Annotated in this window: 15 protein-coding genes; 14 read left to right on the top strand and 1 reads right to left on the bottom strand. The window is 46.1% G+C overall.

Features of this window, described 5'->3' with window-relative positions; all coding sequences use genetic code 11:
- Window positions 1-3 precede the first annotated feature (3 nt).
- The 8 genes from MKY73_RS01595 (at window position 4) to MKY73_RS01630 (ending at window position 10,087) form a co-directional block, all read left to right on the top strand.
- Window positions 4-2,727, top strand: coding sequence for a stalk domain-containing protein (locus MKY73_RS01595; RefSeq protein WP_339305366.1), 2,724 nt, complete (start codon window positions 4-6; stop codon window positions 2,725-2,727).
- A gap of 47 nt (window positions 2,728-2,774) precedes the next feature.
- Window positions 2,775-3,935: a sensor histidine kinase gene (locus MKY73_RS01600; protein ID WP_074092506.1), complete on the top strand. Its 1,161-nt coding sequence runs from the start codon at window positions 2,775-2,777 to the stop codon at window positions 3,933-3,935.
- A 7-nt stretch (window positions 3,936-3,942) separates the two neighbouring features.
- Window positions 3,943-4,665 carry a response regulator transcription factor gene (locus tag MKY73_RS01605; protein WP_026081439.1) on the top strand — a complete coding sequence of 241 codons (723 nt, stop codon included), beginning with the start codon at window positions 3,943-3,945 and terminating at the stop codon, window positions 4,663-4,665.
- 355 nt (window positions 4,666-5,020) lie between these two features.
- Window positions 5,021-5,398 (top strand): hypothetical protein, encoded by a 378-nt coding sequence (locus MKY73_RS01610; protein WP_339305368.1) that lies wholly within the window; start codon window positions 5,021-5,023, stop codon window positions 5,396-5,398.
- 425 nt (window positions 5,399-5,823) lie between these two features.
- On the top strand, window positions 5,824-7,194 hold the full coding sequence (locus MKY73_RS01615) for a helix-turn-helix transcriptional regulator (protein ID WP_339305370.1): 1,371 nt from the start codon (window positions 5,824-5,826) through the stop codon (window positions 7,192-7,194).
- Window positions 7,195-7,479: 285 nt separating this feature from the next.
- The gene (locus MKY73_RS01620) at window positions 7,480-7,656 is read left to right on the top strand and encodes an aspartyl-phosphate phosphatase Spo0E family protein (protein WP_339305371.1); all 177 of its coding nucleotides are present in this window, start codon (window positions 7,480-7,482) and stop codon (window positions 7,654-7,656) included.
- A gap of 128 nt (window positions 7,657-7,784) precedes the next feature.
- Window positions 7,785-8,027: a hypothetical protein gene (locus MKY73_RS01625; RefSeq protein ID WP_339305372.1), complete on the top strand. Its 243-nt coding sequence runs from the start codon at window positions 7,785-7,787 to the stop codon at window positions 8,025-8,027.
- Between the two features lie 917 nt (window positions 8,028-8,944).
- On the top strand, window positions 8,945-10,087 hold the full coding sequence (locus tag MKY73_RS01630; protein WP_339305373.1) for a helicase-related protein: 1,143 nt from the start codon (window positions 8,945-8,947) through the stop codon (window positions 10,085-10,087).
- A gap of 146 nt (window positions 10,088-10,233) precedes the next feature.
- On the opposite strand, the gene MKY73_RS01635 is transcribed toward MKY73_RS01630, so the two are convergent.
- Window positions 10,234-10,422, bottom strand: a complete 189-nt coding sequence (locus MKY73_RS01635; RefSeq protein ID WP_339305375.1) for a hypothetical protein — start codon at window positions 10,420-10,422, stop codon at window positions 10,234-10,236.
- A 74-nt stretch (window positions 10,423-10,496) separates the two neighbouring features.
- Here MKY73_RS01635 and MKY73_RS01640 point away from each other — a divergent pair, with 74 nt between their 5' ends.
- The 6 genes from MKY73_RS01640 to flgK all read left to right on the top strand — a co-directional run bounded on the left by MKY73_RS01640 (window position 10,497) and on the right by flgK (window position 19,969).
- Complete coding sequence (locus MKY73_RS01640; RefSeq protein ID WP_339305376.1) at window positions 10,497-11,087, top strand: ComF family protein; 591 nt, start codon at window positions 10,497-10,499, stop codon at window positions 11,085-11,087.
- 315 nt (window positions 11,088-11,402) lie between these two features.
- Window positions 11,403-16,880 carry a fibronectin type III domain-containing protein gene (locus MKY73_RS01645; RefSeq protein WP_339305377.1) on the top strand — a complete coding sequence of 1,826 codons (5,478 nt, stop codon included), beginning with the start codon at window positions 11,403-11,405 and terminating at the stop codon, window positions 16,878-16,880.
- A gap of 150 nt (window positions 16,881-17,030) precedes the next feature.
- Window positions 17,031-17,435 carry a TIGR03826 family flagellar region protein gene (locus tag MKY73_RS01650; protein ID WP_278298061.1) on the top strand — a complete coding sequence of 135 codons (405 nt, stop codon included), beginning with the start codon at window positions 17,031-17,033 and terminating at the stop codon, window positions 17,433-17,435.
- Between the two features lie 176 nt (window positions 17,436-17,611).
- Window positions 17,612-17,896, top strand: a complete 285-nt coding sequence (flgM, locus tag MKY73_RS01655; protein ID WP_053779526.1) for a flagellar biosynthesis anti-sigma factor FlgM — start codon at window positions 17,612-17,614, stop codon at window positions 17,894-17,896.
- 11 nt (window positions 17,897-17,907) lie between these two features.
- Window positions 17,908-18,411, top strand: a complete 504-nt coding sequence (locus MKY73_RS01660; RefSeq protein WP_076328745.1) for a flagellar protein FlgN — start codon at window positions 17,908-17,910, stop codon at window positions 18,409-18,411.
- Window positions 18,412-18,430: 19 nt separating this feature from the next.
- Entirely contained in the window at window positions 18,431-19,969 is a 1,539-nt protein-coding gene (flgK, locus tag MKY73_RS01665; protein ID WP_339305378.1) for a flagellar hook-associated protein FlgK, read from the top strand.
- The last annotated feature ends 14 nt before the right edge of the window (window positions 19,970-19,983 follow it).

Here is a 19,983-nt window from a genome sequence, read left to right on the forward strand (position 1 = left end):
GACATGCTGGGGAAACATGGGAAACAGCTGGAAGACGTTAAGAGCAGTAAGGTGAAGAAATGGGCAATTGTGACGCTGGCGGGTGTGATCTGGATTGCACCGGTGATGAGTGCAGGTGGGCAGATGTGGTCAGGTACTTCGTGGCAATCGGTGGCCGCAGCGGCATCTACGAATACAAGCAAATTGAGTGAAGAAATTCTGACTTCGGGTGCGAAGCTCATGAAATACAGATATACAACAACACGTTCCGGTTCCAAGGTCAACGTACTGGCAGATGTAATTCAGGTGGATCTACAGAACCCTTATGTGAAGCTGGATGTGATGACAGGCAAGGGCGGTAATCTGAACAGTAAACAGAGCACAGGTGCCATGGCTAAGGAAAATGGTGCAGTAGCTGCTGTGAATGGCGATTACTTCAATGTATCCGGGGAGCTCGCGCCCATTGGTGGACAGGTCTCCGATGGCGTACTGGTCTCCACACCTTCCGAACTGTCAGGCATGTATGCCCTCACGGTGACCAAGGATGGCAAGCCGATGATCGACGAATATTCTTTTGACGGAACCGTGAAGGCACAGGATGGTTCAACCTTTGCTTTGCGTGGGATAAATAAAGAGGATTATACGGTAGAGTCGGGTTCGGTGAAATATAGTCATGCCAACTCGATGTATATTTATACACCGGCATGGACATCCACTAAACGTCCGAATGACCCTTCCACAACACCGACAGAGGTTCTCGTGCAGAACGGAGTCATTACCCAAATCTCGGATAAAAAAGCATTAAACATGACGGTGCCGCAGGATGGGTACATTTTGCGTGCGCATGGAACAGCAGCGACATGGATCATGAGCCATCTCTCTGTTGGGCAAACCTTGGATGCGGATTACAAGCTGAAAGCCAAAACAACCGGACAATCGGTTGATCCAAGTAATCTGGAAATGATGATTGGTGGTCATACCATTTTGGTGAACGGTGGTAAGGCAGCTTCCTTCTCCCGGGATATCGCAGCGTCCGGCATTGGTGGTATTCGTGCAAGAACGGCAGTAGGCTACTCTCAAGATGGTCGGTATGTCTACATCATTGCAGCGGAGAAAAACAGTAACAGCAGCGGGATGTCGCTGACGGAACTGCAATCCTTTATGACCAGTGTGGGTGTCTGGAAAGGCATGAACCTGGACGGAGGCGGCTCCACAACGATGGTAACCCGTCCGCTAGGTGAGCAAACTGCTGGTCTGACGTTCAACACAGAGTATGGTACCGAGCAACGTCAGGTTGTAAACACGCTGGGGGTGTTCTCTACGGCTCCTGCAGGTAAACTGAAGGGCTTTGCCGTGAGTGGCAGCCAAACGTTGCTGGTGGGACAAGAGGGCAAGTACACAGCCAAAGGATATGACACATACTACAACCCGATCGCAACAGGCGATATCAGCATGTCCTGGAAGTCCAGCAACAACAGTATCGTGAGTGTTAGCAACGGAACGATCAAAGGGGTGAAGCCAGGTACAGCAACGCTGACAGCAACGAGCAATGGAGCTTCATCCTCCATTAAAGTATCGGTACTGGGTGGAAGTGAATTGGCTTCCCTGACAGCAGGATCGGGTCTCGGTTCGCTCAAAGCAGGCACAACGATGTCCATTCCTGTAACGGCAACAACGAAGAGCGGACAAAGTGTGACGGTTCCGGCAGACTCGCTGACATGGGAATTTATCGGATTCAAAGGTAAAGTTACTGCTGACCAATTAACCGTATCTTCCGTCAATTCTGGTGCACAAGTGGGATATGCGATTGGTCGTTATGATGGTTATAGCACAGTCGTAGTACTCTCGGCTTCTGCCAGCGAAACGATCTGGGAGAATTTCGAGAACGTGAATTATCCGATCAACTTCACGACGAACGCAGCGGGTGTGACTGGTTCAGCAACCGTTACTGCAGGAACTGGTGAAAAAGCTGGCTCCAATGTGCTGCAACTCGATTATGATATGACTGCTGGAACAGGCAAAATGTATGCTTATGCACAACTGAACGGTTCCACAGGTAAAGAGGTATCTGCAGCAGCTACATCAATGTCCATGGATGTTTTGGGAGATAAGAGCCTGAACTGGCTGCGTGCCGAATTCACGGATGCCAATGGCAAAACGGTATATGCCGATCTCGCCAAGGCGATTGACTGGAACGGGTGGAAGAAGCTGAGTGTGGACCTGAACGGACTGAACATTGCCTATCCGGCGAACCTGAAGCGGGTCTATGTGGTGAACGTGGAAGAAGGTCAGGATGAGCGTGCGAAATCAGGTACGGTTGCTTTTGACAACATCGCATTCACGATGCCTTCCAAGTCCAGTGAAGTTGGATTGCCTACGGGTACAGCTTCGCTTGTGCTTGGACAGAAATCGATGACGGTGAATGGAACGAAAAAAGCCATTGATGCAGCACCGGTCCTGAAAAATGGTACCACGTATGTGCCAATCAAACATGTTTTGGACGCTTTTGGTGGTCAGGCAAGCTGGGATAGCAAAAATCAGCGGATCACGGTATTACGTGGTGGCAAGCTGATTGATCTGGTTGTAGGGCAGAAAGAATTCATTCTGAATGGTAAAAGACAGAGCGCAACTGTTGCACCATACGTAACGGGTGGTAGGACTTTAGTCCCGTTAAGACTCGTTTCCGAGCAACTTGGTCTGACTGTAAAATGGGAACAGAAAACGAAGACCGTTACCATCTCATCGTGATATGGTATGATATATACCGGAAACGATAGAAATGGAGTCGAACAAACGTGGATTTACAAGCCGATGCCATAGACCGCGTCATTAAAAACGCCATACAAGTCATGGAAAACAGCAAATATCAAATGTTCGAAATTATGGACGCAACTCGTGATGAGCTGAAAACACTCAACGAGGAGTTAAAGTCGGTACTGAAGGAGACGGCGGAAACGATCGAGAAAGTAGATCAATTGGAGCTGAACTACCGCCGTTCCCGGATCCGGCTGACTGAGGTTAGCCGCGACTTTGTCCGTTATTCCGAGCATGATATCAAGCAGGCGTACGAGAAAGCAACACAGCTGCAGCTGGATCTGATGATTTATCGTGAGAAGGAAATGTATCTGAAGGCTCGTCGGGATGATCTGCAGAAGCGTGCCAAAAATGTGGAAGCTTCTGTAGAGCGTGCCGAGACCATCGGTTCGCAGATGGGTGTTGTACTCGAATACTTGTCAGGTGAACTGGGTCAAGTGACCCGGATCATCGAATCTGCCAAGAATCGACAAATGATTGGTTTGAAAATAATTTTGGCCCAGGAAGAAGAGCGGAAACGTATTGCTCGTGAGATTCATGACGGGCCTGCGCAGATGCTTGCCAATCTAGTGCTTAGGACGGAAATTGTAGAAAGAATGCTCATTAAGCAGGATTTTAAGATGGTCCAGGCCGAAATAGTAGATTTGAAAGGCCAGGTTCGTTCCAGTCTTGAAGAAATGAGAAAAGTTATTTTCAATCTGCGTCCTATGGCACTGGATGATCTGGGACTGATTCCAACGCTTCGGAAGTACGTGCAGGATTTTGAGGTAAAAACGAAAATCCGGTCGCTTTTTGAAACAAGAGGTAAGGAACACCGTTTATCTTCTGCGATGGAGGCTGCGATCTACCGCCTTGTGCAGGAAGGTCTGTCGAATGCTGCAAAGCATGCTTATCCCACTTATGTTGTAGTGGAAATTACATACCAGGCTCAGCTCGTCAAAATTGTCGTTCAGGACAATGGGCTTGGGTTCAAACCGGAGCTTCTTGCGAAGAAAAGCAAGGATCATACCCACTTCGGTCTGATTGGGATGAGAGAACGGGTTGAACTGTTAGAAGGAAGAATAGAGATTGAATCCGGAGAAAATCAAGGAACCAAAATAGTGATTCATATCCCGACAAACGTGGATAAGGGAAAGGAGTAGCAGGATGATGGAAAACCGTGATACTGGTAAAGCATCGATTAAAGTTCTTTTGGCTGATGATCATCAGCTGTTCCGTGAGGGACTGAAACGCATTTTAAATATGGAGGACGACATTGAGGTCATCGGCGAATGCGGCGATGGTATTCAAGTGCTCGAATTCTGCAATCAGGATAAACCTGATATCGTATTGATGGATATCAACATGCCGATTGAAAATGGGGTAGAAGCAACGGAGAAATTGCGTGAGCTGTTCCCTGATGTCAAAGTAATTATCTTGTCCATTCATGATGATGAAAGTTATGTATTTGAGACGCTTCGTAAAGGGGCTAACGGATACTTGCTGAAGGATATGGAGGCTGAGTCTCTGATCAATGCGATTCGTTCCGTGCATGAAGGACATGCGTTCATTCATCCGAAAGTAACAGGCAAACTGATCATGCAGCTGCGTCGTATGACGTATCTTAATGAAACAGGGGCAATGAGTGAAGGAGCTTCGAAGGAAGCAGGCGTTAAATTTGTCGCTGGCGACAATAACCCGCTCACACGTCGTGAGGCTGAAGTGCTTCGCTTGATGGCAGAAGGTAAGAGCAATAAAATGATTGGTGAATTCTTGTTCATCAGTGAAAAAACAGTAAAAAACCATGTCAGCAGTATTCTGCAGAAGATGGAAGTGGACGACCGTACACAAGCTGTTATCAATTCGATCAAATATGGTTGGGTTACGCTCTAATACCTTATGTTTTTCGTAAAGCAGTATTCTTACGGTAAGTCAGTCCATTGGTTGATTCAACCTTGACGAAGTATAGATTGGTGTTCACTCGCGCCCTTTCCAGAATGTTGGATTGGTCTGCGGGTTAATGGACTTTATCACTGCAAATGAGCAAAGCGTAAGGTTATGCGGAACATATGTTCAAGCTTAGGCGTGAATGAATGACCTGGCCTGTCTTTCTTCGTCCGGTGTCGATCAGCGTGGAATATGAGTGATAGGAAAGCAAGTGTAACCCTTCAGGAAGTACGGCATATACTGTTGTATACAGGGATGTTCGCCATGGGTGAACATGACCTTCCGAGGAGGTGCAGTTGCCATGGTTGCTCATCTGACTATGATTCTGCTCATATACTTCCTGGCGGCAATGGCCGTTCATGCCATGCACCAGCGCCATCTTTCCCGTCCGGAATCTGAAGGATTCGAGCAGATCCTGCTCATCCCTTCCAATCAGGCAGGGCGGATCGAAGGCATTGTAAGAGCACTTTGCCGGGAATTGTTATACCGTGGAAAGAGCTTCAGATTGACCGTTGTTGCCGATCGTACAGAGGCGGAAACAATTACGATTATTGAAAAGCTTATGCAAAGGCAAGGCATGGAGACATCGTATCTGTCTGCTGTCCCTGCTGATATTGAACGGGTAGCACAGACCGATCACAGTTTTCGACTGATTGATTTGCGTGAGTCAGAGCAATAAATCATCTTGTGAACGGGAAATGGGATTGGCATTTCGCAGATCTACAGTGAAAAGATTACAGCAGAAGCTGTAGTCTTTTTTTGTAATTGTAGCCAAGTCTGCTTTTAAATTAAAAATGGGTTTTTATGCAATCTATGGTTATTGACTGGGTTCTGGCGACGTACTGATCATGGAAATAAGATTTTCGAAGTCAGAACTCTTAATTTAAAAGTATAGACGATCAAGATTGGAAAAAGTTTCGCAATTTTAAAGAAAGATTCTGGTTATTAGAAGAATTGGTGTGAGTGAACTAGAGTGAAGAGATTAGGCTATAAGATGAAAGGCAGACTCTTCCATTATATTGACCTATGGTATATTAAACCATATAATTACTTAAAATGGATGTTGTGCGTGAGAGAAGTGTGTTTCTGGAAGGGGGTATCTTCTTGAGTATATTGGATAAGACGATCCGAACAGAATTTTTACATTACATAGAGGAAAACAAAATCCTTCTTTATCATTTTGCAGAGAGATCAGGCATTAACTCTGGAACGCTAAGTAGAGTGATTAATGGTTCACAGCCTATATCGGTAAAAATCCTGGATATTATGACAGAATACATGGGATTGGAAGATGGGTACTTTTATGAACAGTATGTGAGTGAGTTGTTTGATGATTCTACGATGAACTGGCGACGACTGCGTCCGTTTATCATTCGCTGCGCTGAGCTTGGGAAATACAATTGTATTGAACGAACTGTAGATTTAATGATGGAGAATCCTGCTTATATCCAACAATTGTTTGACTGTGCCGAATCATTAAACGCCAAAGGGAGCGCGGAAGCTGCACTAATTATATATCGTAAAGTGTGTGAAGGGGAGCGGTACCAACATGCCGAACGATTGGCGATCTGCCAGTATCGAATATTCAAGCTCTCGATTAACCATGATCAGCAGAATAATCTGGAATGTGCTGTGCAATTCGATCCTTTTGTCGCTCGTCTTAACGAGTTGGAGCAACTGGATGCGCTGAAGGATCTGATGAATCTATATCTCTCATTGCGTCGTTGGGACAAAGCGGAGCAACTGGCTACACGAATGGGTAAACTGGCTAGGGTACAATATAAAATCAAACATCAACGGATACAAGGGGGGAAGAGTTATCAAGAGCCTTCCAAAGCGTTGTTTGGTTATATATTATATTCTAGTTTGATTAAAGGAGCCATTGCAGAAGAACAGAATGATTATCATCAGGCACTACACTATGTCTCAGGTTACGAAAATCAGGATTGGATTATTGAGAAAGATCCTGTGGCTGAGCTTACAAAGAAACAGTTTCGAGAGTGGGCAGCAGCCAATAGATATCTCTATCAGATTTTAGCGGGTAAAATAGATGTTTTGGATGAGTATGTGGAGTATTTATCAGCGAGAGAAAACGAGATTCTGCGTGGAATGTTCAAGCTCATTAAAGCAGCTAATACGCATAATATGAACATAGACTATGTATTGGAACGCTTTAAGATGAAGATATCATCTCATATGTTCATACAGGATAGGGTAGGTTCCTATACCGACCAGATCATTGATGATCGCTTTGCAATTTTTTTGATGGATGTAGGAGATTATTATCTAAACTCAGACCGGGCCCGGGTTGGGATTCAATTCCTACTGGATAGTTTGGCAATCTCAGCTAAAATTAACAACGATGCTTGTATGGTGAGAGTGTTCTGTACATTTGATTCCATTCGGCATTTAGCAACAAACGAAGAACTTCATAGGTACACTACATTGCTGAAGGAGGTCCGGAAAACGAGATGAAGATAAAATCTGTAATCATTACTACAATAATCATGTTCATGATGCTGTTCGTGGTCCCACTTAATACGTCTTCTTATACTGATGGTAAAGAGGATATTCAAACTGAGATTCCAATAATTGTGACAACGCAATCGCATGGAGAAGGCGGCTGGTAGATACTCTATAGTGACGGTAATCTATGAGAAGATGGCCACATTTCATTTTCTTATAGGTTTTTTTGTATATCTGACATGAATCTTGGTTTTTACATAAAGGTTTACACTATTTCATAGAGGTGAGGATGCTATGAAATACGTTGTCAACAATCAGGAAAGCGACTTGGAACGTGAACGTGAAAGTTTACACGCGTTGGTTGCGACTTATGGTTTACAACATCCAATCGTAATTAAGCAATCCGAAATTTTGGATGAGTTGATTAATCGATATAATCGAATGTTTCACAGGCATCTCCAAACTAAGTAGTACATAACCGGTTCCTGGATATTTCAGTCCAACATGATTGAAGTAAACGTACATCGTAGAAAACATGCAAGAGCCCGGTTAATAGTTAATAGGTGGCTAAGAAAGTGGTGTATGAGGAGAATGATCTAATGAGACAGCATTACAAAAAGAAAATGATGTTTTTGATAACAGTGATCTTGGTATTGAGTCTTACCTCAAGCAAAGTAATTGCAGAAGAATATAAAGAAGATGAAGAAGTCCCTGATATATATGGTACGAAACCTGAAACGACGTTTACTTTTGAAGTGAACGGTCAGATTTTACAACCTGGCGAGTCGATCTATATTGAGACAGCTCCTGATCAGCAACCTGTTATTCGAGTTGGTAAATAAGATGTTTCTGAGTGGCAGAGTTTGTAGAGTAATGATTAGATTTATATAGTAATAAGTAGATTGATCATAAGAAGATGGAATATGGACATGAAGCACATGCGCCGGCGAATAGCCGGGTTGGCATGTGCTTTTTTGCGTTCGGATTAAATTACGATGGGGGAGAAGCGTAAATGAAGGTTGCCTTATATGTGTGCCGTGTAGGAGAAGGATGGGACATGGTGTTATCAATCGATATTCGTGTGGATGTGACTTGGTGGCTAGAGGGAGCAAGTGGGCGACAGGTGCTGCGCTGGTTGCTGTTAGGTCAGGCGTTGCCGTTAAGTCAGGCCTCCTGGTTGGTTGAACATTTTGAGATGGAACGAGGTATGGATCAGTGGGGCCAGCGCCAGTGGCAGAGTTATCTTGCACGGAAGCTGGATGTGTATGAACTGGCCTCGGGGGAAGTTGAGGCGAGAAAAGGTGTAGCGGTCAAAGCAGGGAGTGTCGCTGTGCGTCGTGTTCAGGTAGGCGGGATGCCAGAGGCATATCCCGCCGGGCAGTGGGCTCAGCTGGAGCGGGACGTGGCCCTGCTAGCTGAGCGGATCAGCGGCCGCCAATTACTGGCGGCCGAGGCGGAGGCGTTGCTGGCGGATACCGCCCAGCCGCCAAGGGAGTGGCGCGCGGCTTCGCAGCTCGCGCGCTTGCACGGGCGGCTGAGTATCACAGCCGCCCTCCAAGGGCCTGCCACGCGCCGTCGGCACGCGTGGCTTGGACACGCGCGGAGCGCGCCCCGCTGCCACCGTTGTGGCAGCGAAGCCAGGCAGCGCGTGCCCTGCGCTGCCTGCGGCCTGGCGGCGTGCGCCTACTGCGAGGCTTGCCTCGCGCTAGGGCGCAGCCGTGCTTGTGCGCTGCTGCTACGCAGTGCAGCGCAAGGGGCCGTGCCACGACGCGGCGAAGCACCGCGTGGCACGGCCTTGGCCCACAACGGCGGCGGGCTTGCCCGGTGGGGGCTTAGCGCAGCGCAGAGCGCGGCGGCAGCCGCGGCGCTTGCGTTTTTGGCCCGGCCGACCGCAGGGGATGGGCCGGGGCGGTTCTTGCTGTGGGCCGTGACCGGGGCCGGCAAGACCGAGATGATTTTCCCCCTGCTCCAACATACATTGGATCGTGGTGGACGAGCGCTGGTCGCTACCCCTCGAAGGGATGTGGTGCTGGAACTGGCTCCGCGTCTGGCGAAGGCTTTTCCTGATACCTCGCTCGCTACCCTTTACGGAGGCAGTGACGAACGTTGGAAAGATGCTCAGCTCACGCTCGCGACCACACATCAACTGATGCGTTTTTATCATGGATTTGATCTCGTGATCATCGATGAACTGGATGCTTTTCCGTATCACAACGATCCCATGCTCGCTCACGCGGCGGCATCTTCCTGTAAACCGGATGGGAATTTTGTATATTTGTCTGCCACACCACCAGCTCGGCTACAGAGGGAAGCAGCACAGGGGAAACTCACTCATGCCAAAGTCCCGGTACGTTTCCACCGTCATCCTTTGCCCGTGCCAAAATTGATTAAGATGGTTACCGTTGCTGAGTGCATTAAGAAACGAACCCTTCCTTCTACCTTGAAGACTAACATCCAAATTTCATTGAAGCGTGACGCCCAGGTATTTGTGTTTGTGACACGTATTGCCCAGATTGAGGCGTTTGTGAACTTGATGCGCCGTACCTTTCCCGGAATACATATTGAAGGAACTTCATCTCAGGACCCTGATCGCGCCAGCAAAGTTACAGCCTTTCGTGAACGCACGATTCGTCTGCTCGTAACGACAACGATTCTGGAGCGTGGCGTGACCATTCCGCGGAGCGATGTCTTTATATTGGATGCAGACAATGGACTCTTTGATGAAGCTTCGCTGGTTCAGATGGCGGGCAGAGCAGGGCGTTCCAAGGACGACCCGGCGGGTAGAGTGGTTTTTGCATCGTCTCGTCGGACACGTTCCCAGGTAAAGGCCGTTGCCCAGATACGGAAAATGAACACTATCGCTCGTCGCAAAGGCTACCTGCATCCGCCGAATCAATCATAATGCCACCAGCCCATATATGAATACATATCCATATTTCAGAATACACACAGCTCATATATCCATACTTCCCTTTAGATTCCCAAGACTGGAGGTTCACTAATCCATGTTCAACTGGCTCAGCACCATCACCGATCAAGTGCAGCATCTTACCCAACGCCTCCATCACCTGCTCGCCCCACCTGGAGCGACTTGTCTGACATGTGGCACTCGCGCGCTTCTGTCTTCAACTTATCCGGGTATATGCCCACGTTGTGTGAAGCAGATTCCATGGATTCGTTCCATTCGCTGTCTGCGTTGTGGTCGGGGCGTAGGATGCCCGGACTGTTCTCGTCCACACATGCAAAACCGTTCTTTTATCCTTAACCGCAGCGCCGTCCAGTACAACCCACTTATGAAAGAATGGATAGGTATGTACAAATTCAGAGGCCACGAAAGATACGCGCCGCTCTTAACCGCGCTGCTGATTCAAGCCTTTCAAGCGATGAGCGAGGAACACATTTCTGCTTTGGCAAAAGAACCCCCAGCACCAGTGGCTCATCCCGCCACACCTGCTCAACCAACGAAGCCGCAATGGCGGCCTGACGCGGTCACCTATGTTCCGGTGAGCGGCGAGCGTCTGGCCGAGCGCGGCTTCAATCAGGCGGAGCGGCTGGCTGCGGGGCTTGCCACCGCTTGCCGCCTGCCCATCGTTGATCTGTTGCAGCGCCAGATCAACACCACCAAACAAAGCTTCAAATCACGTGGCGAGCGTATCGAAACGATGAAGAACGCTTTTTCCATCAACCCGGATGGCATGCATTTAATTGAAGAACTATACAGCAAATCTTATCAGCCAACACATATAGGCAAGTCACATACCGAACCCATGCAGATCCTGCTGATCGATGATATATACACAACAGGCAGTACCTTGGATGCTTGTGGCGGGGTTATTTTAAATGCTGGTCATTCCATGGGGATTCCGATTGAGATTTACACGTTGACACTGGCAAGATCGTAATCGGCAAATCAGTATCTTGAGCTACTGTTTAATATTCTTCAAGTCTCTCTGTATACACAACCTACTCTTTACCTTCTAGTAGATAGGAAAATGTGTTCTCTTATTAATAATTTCATAAATACGAATTCCTCTTTTCGTATTTATACCGTTTGAAATATAGTTGTTTGGTGAAATCGTAAATGAAAGTGTAATAAGAAATTTTTTACATGTAAAAAAGAGGATTTCGTTTTCTCGTGCAGAATAGATAGTTTTGCCGTTCACCACAGGTGACAGCAAGGGTGTGGCACAACATATCTTTTGAAGGGGAGAACAAAAGTGGTCGCAGGAAAAAGAAAAAACGGATTTTACTTATGGACTGTCCGTCTACTAGTATTCATGCTGGTATTCGGACAGTTTGGTGTGTATGGGGGAAACCGGGCAGATGCCGCAACGAGTAATAGAATTATCGCATCCAGTAATGATTATCGCTTTGTATTATCAGAACAGAATGGGAATCTGATGGTGAATCAGAAACAGGTTGATCTGGGCTGGACGAGATCATACAGCATTTCATCAACAGGATATTCATTCTCAAGAAGCCAGTCTATCAGGGGAACTCTCGAAGATATGACCAATGTAACATTTGGTAAATATACTTCTACCTATACTGGGCGAGTGACTAACGCATTTATCGTTGACTTTTCCGAGGTTTGGGAATATTACAGTACCATGGAATATAGACAATCAGGTATGAATGTAGGTGTTTGGAACAATTCCAGAGTAGATGAATTTGGAATGGAAACCCCCAGATATGTACAAAGTTATGAAGCCTCTCAACTTAGTTTGGTGATCAGTGCGGATACAGGTGCTGTGGTAGATTTTGTATCTAACCTTAATCCATATTACACACGTAAGGCAGAATCATTCAGTTTTGAAAAAGAGCCGGGAACAAAGGAGCCAATTACTACAGTTCCTGCTATACCTACTGGACTGGTAGCTACTGCGAATGATGCGACAATCAACCTTAACTGGTCAGCTGCACAACAAGCGGTTCAGTATGAGATTGAAGAAAATGGTGTAACTAAAGGTCCATTCTATGGTCTGGACTATACAAGTAGCCCTTATAGAAATAATACGAACTATACTTACAGAGTACGTGGTGTTAATCAAAGAGGTGCAGGTGAGTGGAGTGATACATACTCGCTGAGAACTTTGCTAGAAAAACCGATCTTATCCGTAAAAGGTGAAGAAGGGAAGAATACATTAAATTGGAAATCTGTTGAATTTGCAGATCGATATCAATTGCGAATTGACGGAGGAGAACCAATTGAATTGGGCAATGTGAACTCATATGAGCATGAAGATTTGGCGGCCAATTCAACACATACCTATGTGCTGAAAGCTTTCTCAACTGACAATGAGAGTTCATGGAGTAAACCACTAAGTCAATTGACAGTACCTAACCGTGCAGATGGTTTGAAAATCACAGATGCTACATTGAATAAATTGTCTGTATCCTGGACTGCTGTTAAGGGAGCCACTGGATATGATCTGGAGATCAATGGGGCGGTTGTTGCGGTAACAGGAACAACATACAACAAGACTGGACTTGCAGCCAATACAGAATATACCTTCAGAATCAGATCTAAAAATGCTGGTGGGTCAGGAAGTTGGAGTGATCCAGTAACGGGCACCACTCAATTGAGCACACCTGTAGTTCAGTCTAATGCCACGGCGGAGGAAGTTGTGCTTGCGTGGGCTCCAATTGAAGGTGCATCTTCGTATGAAATTGAAGCAGATGGAGTTGTTTCTTCAGGTTTAGAAGATCCAATCTTTAACCACACCAATCTGACACCAGGCACAGCGCATAAATATCGTGTGCGGGCAATCAATGAGACGAATACGAGTGCTTGGACATCAGTAGTAACGCAAAATACCTTGCCTGGCTCTGTCAGTGGATTGAATGTGAGTGCAGTCACCAATGCAGCCATTACGGTAAAATGGAATGCGGTTACCGGTGCCACAGGCTACGATCTGGAAATTGACGGCACCCCGATTTCTTTGACAGCTACAAGTTATACAAAGAGTGGACTCGCCGGAAACACGGAGCACACTTTCCGTATTCGTTCGAAGAACGTTGCAGGTGCAGGAGCCTGGAGCGAAATAGTAACAGGTCGTACACAATTTAATTTGCCTGTATTGAAGGCATCCTCTGAGGAAACAGCAATCACATTGACGTGGACATCCATACCAGATGCTACTGCATATGAAGTTGAAGCAGATGGTGTAATTGTTGCGAATGTAAGTGAATCAAACTACACACACGAAAATATATTACCAGGTACTTCTCATAAATATCGTGTTCGTGTAGCTACTGACAATAACACAAGTGCTTGGACAGCTGTCCTTACACAGAGTACATTGCCTGCAATAGTATCAGGTCTCAATATAGCATCCACAACGAATACTGCAATTTCCTTGAAATGGAGTGCAGTGACCGGTAGCTCTGCATATGACTTGGAGATTGATGGAGTGGTAGTTCCAGTTACTGGTTTAACATATACGAAGAGTGGTCTTGCAGCGAATACAGACCATACATTCCGTATACGTTCCAAAAATACGGCAGGTGTGGGTGTGTGGAGTGACGTGGTAAGTGGTACGACTCAACTTAATACGCCTGTTCTGAAAGCATCTTCCCAAGAAGATGCAATTACAGTAACTTGGGCAGATGTTACTGATGCAACCAAATATGAAGTGGAGGCAGATGGTATTGTCGTAGCTACGGTTACGACGCCAGTCTATACGCACGAAAGTTTGACTCCAGGAACAACGCATAAGTATCGTGTAAGAGCCCTGACGGAGATGAACGTTAGCCCGTGGACTGTACTTCTCACTCAGAATACTTTACCGGGTTCAGTCACAGGGTTGAGTGTAACCTCGGCAACCAATGTCGCTATCGCTCTTAAATGGAATGCTGTAACTGGAGCAACGGGTTACGACTTGGAGATTGATGGCACGGTAGTAGCTGTAAGTGGATTAACCTACAACAAGACAGGTCTTGCAGCCAATACGAATCATACGTTCCGCGTTCGCTCTAAAAATACGGCAGGTGCCGGAGCGTGGAGTGATCTCATTGATGGTACGACATTGTTGAATACCCCTGTTTTAAAAGCTTCCTCGGAAGAGACTGAGATTACATTGACATGGGCAGATGTATCAGATGCGATCAAGTATGAGATTGAAGCAGATGGATCAACTATCGCAACAGTTGATGAGCCAAAATATGTGCATTCAGGTCTCCAGCCAGGAACAGCGCATAAGTATCGTGTAAGAGCACTGACAGATACAAACAATGGCGCATGGACTGCTGTTTTAAATCAAAATACACTACCAGGTTCAGTAACAGGGTTGGGCATTACCTCTGTAACGAACACAACAATGGGTTTGAAATGGAATGCTGTAACCGGAGCAACAGGTTATGATCTTGAAATTGATGGCACGGTAGTAGCCGCTACTGGATTAACATACAACAAGACCGGACTTGCGGCTAATACGGATCATACGTTCCGCGTTCGCTCCAAAAATGCGGCAGGTGCTGGGACTTGGAGTGACGGGGTAAGTGGCACAACGTTATTGAATACCCCTGTTCTAAAAGCTTCCTCGGAAGAAACAGCGATTACATTGACATGGGCAGATGTAACAGATGCAACCAAGTATGAGATTGAAGCAGATGGAGTCGTTACTGGAACAATTAGCGAACCGAAATATGTGCACACTAGCTTGCTTCCAGGAACGGCGCATAAATATCGTGTACGTGCACTGACGGACTCTAATACAGGTGCCTGGACTGCGGTGCTGACGCAAAGTACGATACCTGCATCAGTTACTGGTTTAAGTATTAGTTCTGTTACCAATGTAGCCATTTCCTTGAAATGGACGGCAGTAACGGGAGCAACAGGATATGATCTTGAGATCGATGGTACAGTTGTACCAGTAACAGGAGTAGCTTATACGAAGAGTGGTCTTGTGACAAATACGGATCACACGTTCCGTATTCGTTCTAAAAATACAGCAGGTGCAGGTATATGGAGTGAGATTGTAGATGGCACAACTTTACTGAACACACCTGTTCTGAAGGCTTCTTCTGAGGAACAAGCGGTTACCTTGACATGGCCTGAAGTTAAAGATGCAACCAAATATGAGATTGAAGCGGATGGAGTCGTAGTGGGTATTGTTACGGAGCCTACTTATACTCACAATAATCTCATAGCTGGAACGGCGCATAAATACCGCGTACGCGCTCTAACCGGAACCAATGTTGGAGCCTGGACTGCGGTCTTGACACAAAATACGTTGCCTGGTTCTGTTACCGGGTTAACGGTAACAAGTATAACGAACACAGCTGCTGCTCTGAAGTGGAACGCAGTCTCAGGAGCGACGGGATATGACCTTGAAATTGATGGCACGGTGGTACCTGTTAGTGGAGTGGTTTACACCAAAACGGGATTTATCGCCAATACGGATCATACATTCCGTGTTCGTTCCAAAAATACTGCTGGGGCTGGAGCTTGGGGAGATGTAACAAATGTTACAACTCAGTTAAACACACCTGCTCTGAAAGCAACATCAGAGGAAACCGCTATTACTTTGAATTGGCTTGATATCAAAGATGCAACCAATTATGAGATTGAGGCAGATGGAGCAATTGTCTCTACAGTAATTGATCCCTCATATGTTCATAGTGATTTGCTTGCAGGAACATCGCACACCTATCGTGTGCGTGCATTAACGGATAAGAACAGTAGTGCTTGGTCTACAGTCTTGACTCAAAGCACTATACCAGGCAGTGTGACCGGATTGAGTATGAATTCTGCAACAACAGTAACCATTGCTATGAAGTGGAATGCGGTTACGGGAGCAACAGGATACGATCTTGAGATCGATGGTAAAATCGTTGCTGTGTCGGCTCTGGCTTATACCAAAACAGCACTTCTGGCCAATACAGATCATACCTTCCGCATTCGTGCCAAAAATGCTGCTGGCATTGGTAGCTGGAGTGAGGTCGTAACCGCTTCGACTCAATTAAATGTACCAACAACGCTGAAAGCTGTACCTGAAGAAACCGCAGTTACGCTGACATGGAATGAAGTTGCGGGTGCAACGAAATATGAGATTGAGGCCGATGGCACAGTGGTTGCAACAGTAAGTGATGCCTTGTATATCCACAATGGACTACTTGGTGGGACGGCGCATAAGTACCGTATACGTGCCCTGACTGAAACTAATGCGAGTACCTGGACAGCAATACTGTCCCAAACTACGTTGCCTGCCAGTGTCTCAGGTTTAAGTATTAACTCTGCAACCACAGCGGCGATCGCGCTGAGATGGACTGCTGCAACTGGAGCTACAGGGTATGATCTGGAGATTGATGGTACAGTAGTTGTCGTGAGTGGAGTTGCTTATACGAAGAGCGGACTTGCCCCAAATACGGAGCATACCTTCCGAATTCGTGCTAAAAATGCTTCTGGTGCAGGAGCTTGGAGTGAGATGATAACGGGAATGACTCAATTAACTACACCCGTGCTGAAGGGGACTTCCGATAGAACAAACGTTATTTTGACATGGGGTGCGGTTATGGGGGCTTCGTTTTACGAAATTGAAGCCGAAGGGCAAATTGTGGCGACGGTCAGTGATGCAACATTTACTCATTCTGACTTGTTACCGTCCAGTTTGCATAAATATCGCATTCGCGCATTCAACGATCAGAACACAAGCATCTGGTCTTCTGTAATAAGTATTAGAACATTGAATTAGGAATATAAAATTGGGGAGCAGGGTTGCGTATATGTGCATCCCGCGCCCCTCTTTTGTTTTGCAAATAGACTATGGATTCATCAGAGAAAATAAGGTAATGTATAGTTATTATCTATTCGGAAATGGAAGTTTGAGAGGGGCGTTTTAGCGATGAATCTGGGTAATTGTCCTCGCTGTGGTAAATTATATGCGTTGAATTTTCGAGATGTATGCTCGAATTGTATTAAGGAAATGGAACAGGAATATCAGATCTGTGTAGAGTATTTGCGCGAAAACAAAGGCACCAATATACAGGAACTATCTGATGCAACAGAAGTTTCGATCAAAACCATTACCAAGTTCATCCGTGAGGGACGGATTTCCATCGAAAATGCCCCGAATATGATGTATCCTTGTGAAGTATGCGGAACATTGATTCGGGAAGGTCACATGTGTGACTCTTGTCGTAATCGTCTAACGAAAGACTTGGCTAGTGCAGCTCGTGATGTAGGTCAGAAGGATAACGGCAATATAGGCGGACGAACCTACAATGCTCTCGACAAACTACGCGATTAATAGGAGCGAGGGCTCAAATACATGTTTTGCTATAACAAATGTTTTGAAACGTACCGATAAACTTATTAAAGATTATCGGTTTTTTTTATTATCCTAATCATTTCGATAACATAAAGATAAAGTAAGAAAAACGTATATCAATGTAAAATTCTAACGTGGAAGGAAGTGCATTTTAAATGAAAATCAATGAACCGAGTAGAATTGGCGCCATCAATTCATACCAGAGGAACGTTGAATCCAATCAGCAGGCTGATGCCAAGAAGAGCCGCCGTAAGGACGAAGTATCCATTTCTCCGGAGGCGATGAAGATGCTTGAGGAACAAGGGCGTACACAAGATGCAGGACGCATTCAGCGGATACAGGAACTGAAAGAACAGGTCAGTTCGGGAACGTATCAGGTAGACAGTAGCAAGCTTGCTGACAAGCTGCTGCCGTATTTTAAGTCTTTTGATAAGGAATAGGTGATCACGTAATGGCAGCACTGGACAGATTAATTGCAGTTTTGCAGCAAATGGAACAAAGTCACCGCGATATGCTAGCACTCAGCGAGGTCAAGAGACAGGTCATTGTCAAAAACGATGTGGATGAACTCATTGCCGTTCTGAACAAAGAATCCCGTTTCATGAAACAACAGGAGCCATTGGAGATTGAACGGCAGAGCGCAGTTCACGAATTGCTTCAGGAGCGTGGGATCAAGTCCATGCTGAACCTGAACATTACGGAGATCTCGAAGCTGATTTTTGATCCGGCTGACAAACTGCGATTACTTGAAGTCCAGAAGAAGCTGGCGGGAACACTGCATGAATTAAAGGAAATCAATCAACTGAATCAAAAGCTGATCGAGCAATCGTTGATGTTTATTGATCTTTCAATGGACATCTTTGCTTCTCGGCCAGAACAGGATGCCACATATCAGCATCCTGCTGATAAGAACGGCAATCCAGGGCGAATCGGTCTGTTTGACACGCGTGCCTGATTAATTAGGGGGAAACCAGGTGACATCTACATTTCATTCAATCGAAACGGCTAAACGCAGTTTGTTCACACAGACGACAGCTCTTAGCACAACAGGCCATAACGTAGCCAATGCCAACACGGAAGGCTATTCACGCCAAAAAGTAAACATGCAGGCTTCCATTCCAATGGAGCCGTTCGCTTTTTTGCATAGCACAACACCGGGACAGCTCGGTACAGGGGTAGAGTTCGACTCCATTACCCGTGTGCGCGAGAAATTTCTGGATGACCAGTATCGTAATGAAAACACCAACTTCGGGAGTTGGTCTATTCAACGAGATACACTTGAGAAACTTGAAGCTATTGTGAATGAACCATCGGATACCGGATTTCGGACTGTTATGGATAACTTCTACAAATCATGGTCTGATCTGAGCAAGAATCCTGAGGATGTTACGGCACGCCGGATTGTCAAGGAAACCACACTCGCTCTTACGGATGCGATGAATCAGATTAGCCGCCAATTAGATGCGCTTAGTCAGGATTTGGACAGTAATATTGCTGTGAAAAGTAATGAGATCCAGGGTTACCTGGGTAACATTGCGAACCTCAATAGTGCCATCGTGAAAATTGAGTCTCTTGGCGACAATGCCAACGATTTACGTGACCAAAGGGATTTAATGACGGACAAGCTGTCCAAAATCATGAATGTTACCGTAACTGATTCCCCGCAAGGATATGCTATCCAGATGAATGGACAGGCACTCGTTACCGGCGGGGCAGTACAAGTCGCGGTAGATCCTGCTTTTCTGAATGATGCATATACTGCTGGTACACTCACCAATGGTGAAGTTCATGGCATGATTAAGTCGAGAGACACGTTGGTAAGTGATTATAAGAAACAAATGGATGACCTGGCTAATACACTCGCGAATGGTGATATTGAAATCACACTTCCAGCAGGATCGGTTATCCCTGCAACGAATGCTTTAGGACTTGCAGGGGGAGCATTAGCAACAGACACGAAGGTAACCGTAAAGGGACTCAATGGTCTGCATCAGTTGGGGTATACGATGGATGGTACAACCACCCCAGGTCTACCTTTCTTCACAGCAGCGGGTGGTGGGACATCCATTACAGCTGGTAATATCTCGTTAAATGCAGAAATTTTAGCTGATCCGAATAAAATTGCTACTTCTTTGCGTACTACAGATGCGTCCGGCACAGAGACCGTAATCAAAGGTAATAATACTCTTGCCATCTTGCTCGCCAATCTGAAAGATACACCAATGAAGTCTGCCGACGGCATGCGTAATGCAGCTATTGGCGCACAGTTTAGTGCCATTGTTGGACAGCTGGGGGTGCAATCTCAGGAAGCCGCACGTCAGACATCCAACTCGGAATTTCTGGTGGAGCAAGTGGAGACACGTCGCCAATCCGTGAGCGGAGTATCATTGGATGAAGAGATGTCCAATATGATCAAGTTCCAGCATGCCTATAACGCTTCTGCTCGATTTATGACGACATATGATGAATTACTTGATAAATTAATTAACTCTACTGGGACAGTAGGCAGATAATAGAAGGGAGTGAC

This window comes from Paenibacillus sp. FSL R5-0519, assembly GCF_037974275.1.
Taxonomy (GTDB): Bacteria; Bacillota; Bacilli; order Paenibacillales; family Paenibacillaceae; genus Paenibacillus.

Excerpts from the sequence above, each read along its gene's own strand:
- MKY73_RS01595 (WP_339305366.1), top strand. The coding sequence starts at position 4 with ATGCTGGGGAAACATGGGAAACAGCTGGAAGACGTTAAGAGCAGTAAG.
- MKY73_RS01605 (WP_026081439.1), top strand. The coding sequence starts at position 3,943 with ATGGAAAACCGTGATACTGGTAAAGCATCGATTAAAGTTCTTTTGGCT.
- MKY73_RS01610 (WP_339305368.1), top strand. The coding sequence starts at position 5,021 with ATGGTTGCTCATCTGACTATGATTCTGCTCATATACTTCCTGGCGGCA.
- MKY73_RS01620 (WP_339305371.1), top strand. The coding sequence starts at position 7,480 with ATGAAATACGTTGTCAACAATCAGGAAAGCGACTTGGAACGTGAACGT.
- MKY73_RS01625 (WP_339305372.1), top strand. The coding sequence starts at position 7,785 with ATGAGACAGCATTACAAAAAGAAAATGATGTTTTTGATAACAGTGATC.
- MKY73_RS01640 (WP_339305376.1), top strand. The coding sequence starts at position 10,497 with ATGTACAAATTCAGAGGCCACGAAAGATACGCGCCGCTCTTAACCGCG.
- MKY73_RS01650 (WP_278298061.1), top strand. The coding sequence starts at position 17,031 with ATGAATCTGGGTAATTGTCCTCGCTGTGGTAAATTATATGCGTTGAAT.
- flgM (WP_053779526.1), top strand. The coding sequence starts at position 17,612 with ATGAAAATCAATGAACCGAGTAGAATTGGCGCCATCAATTCATACCAG.
- MKY73_RS01660 (WP_076328745.1), top strand. The coding sequence starts at position 17,908 with ATGGCAGCACTGGACAGATTAATTGCAGTTTTGCAGCAAATGGAACAA.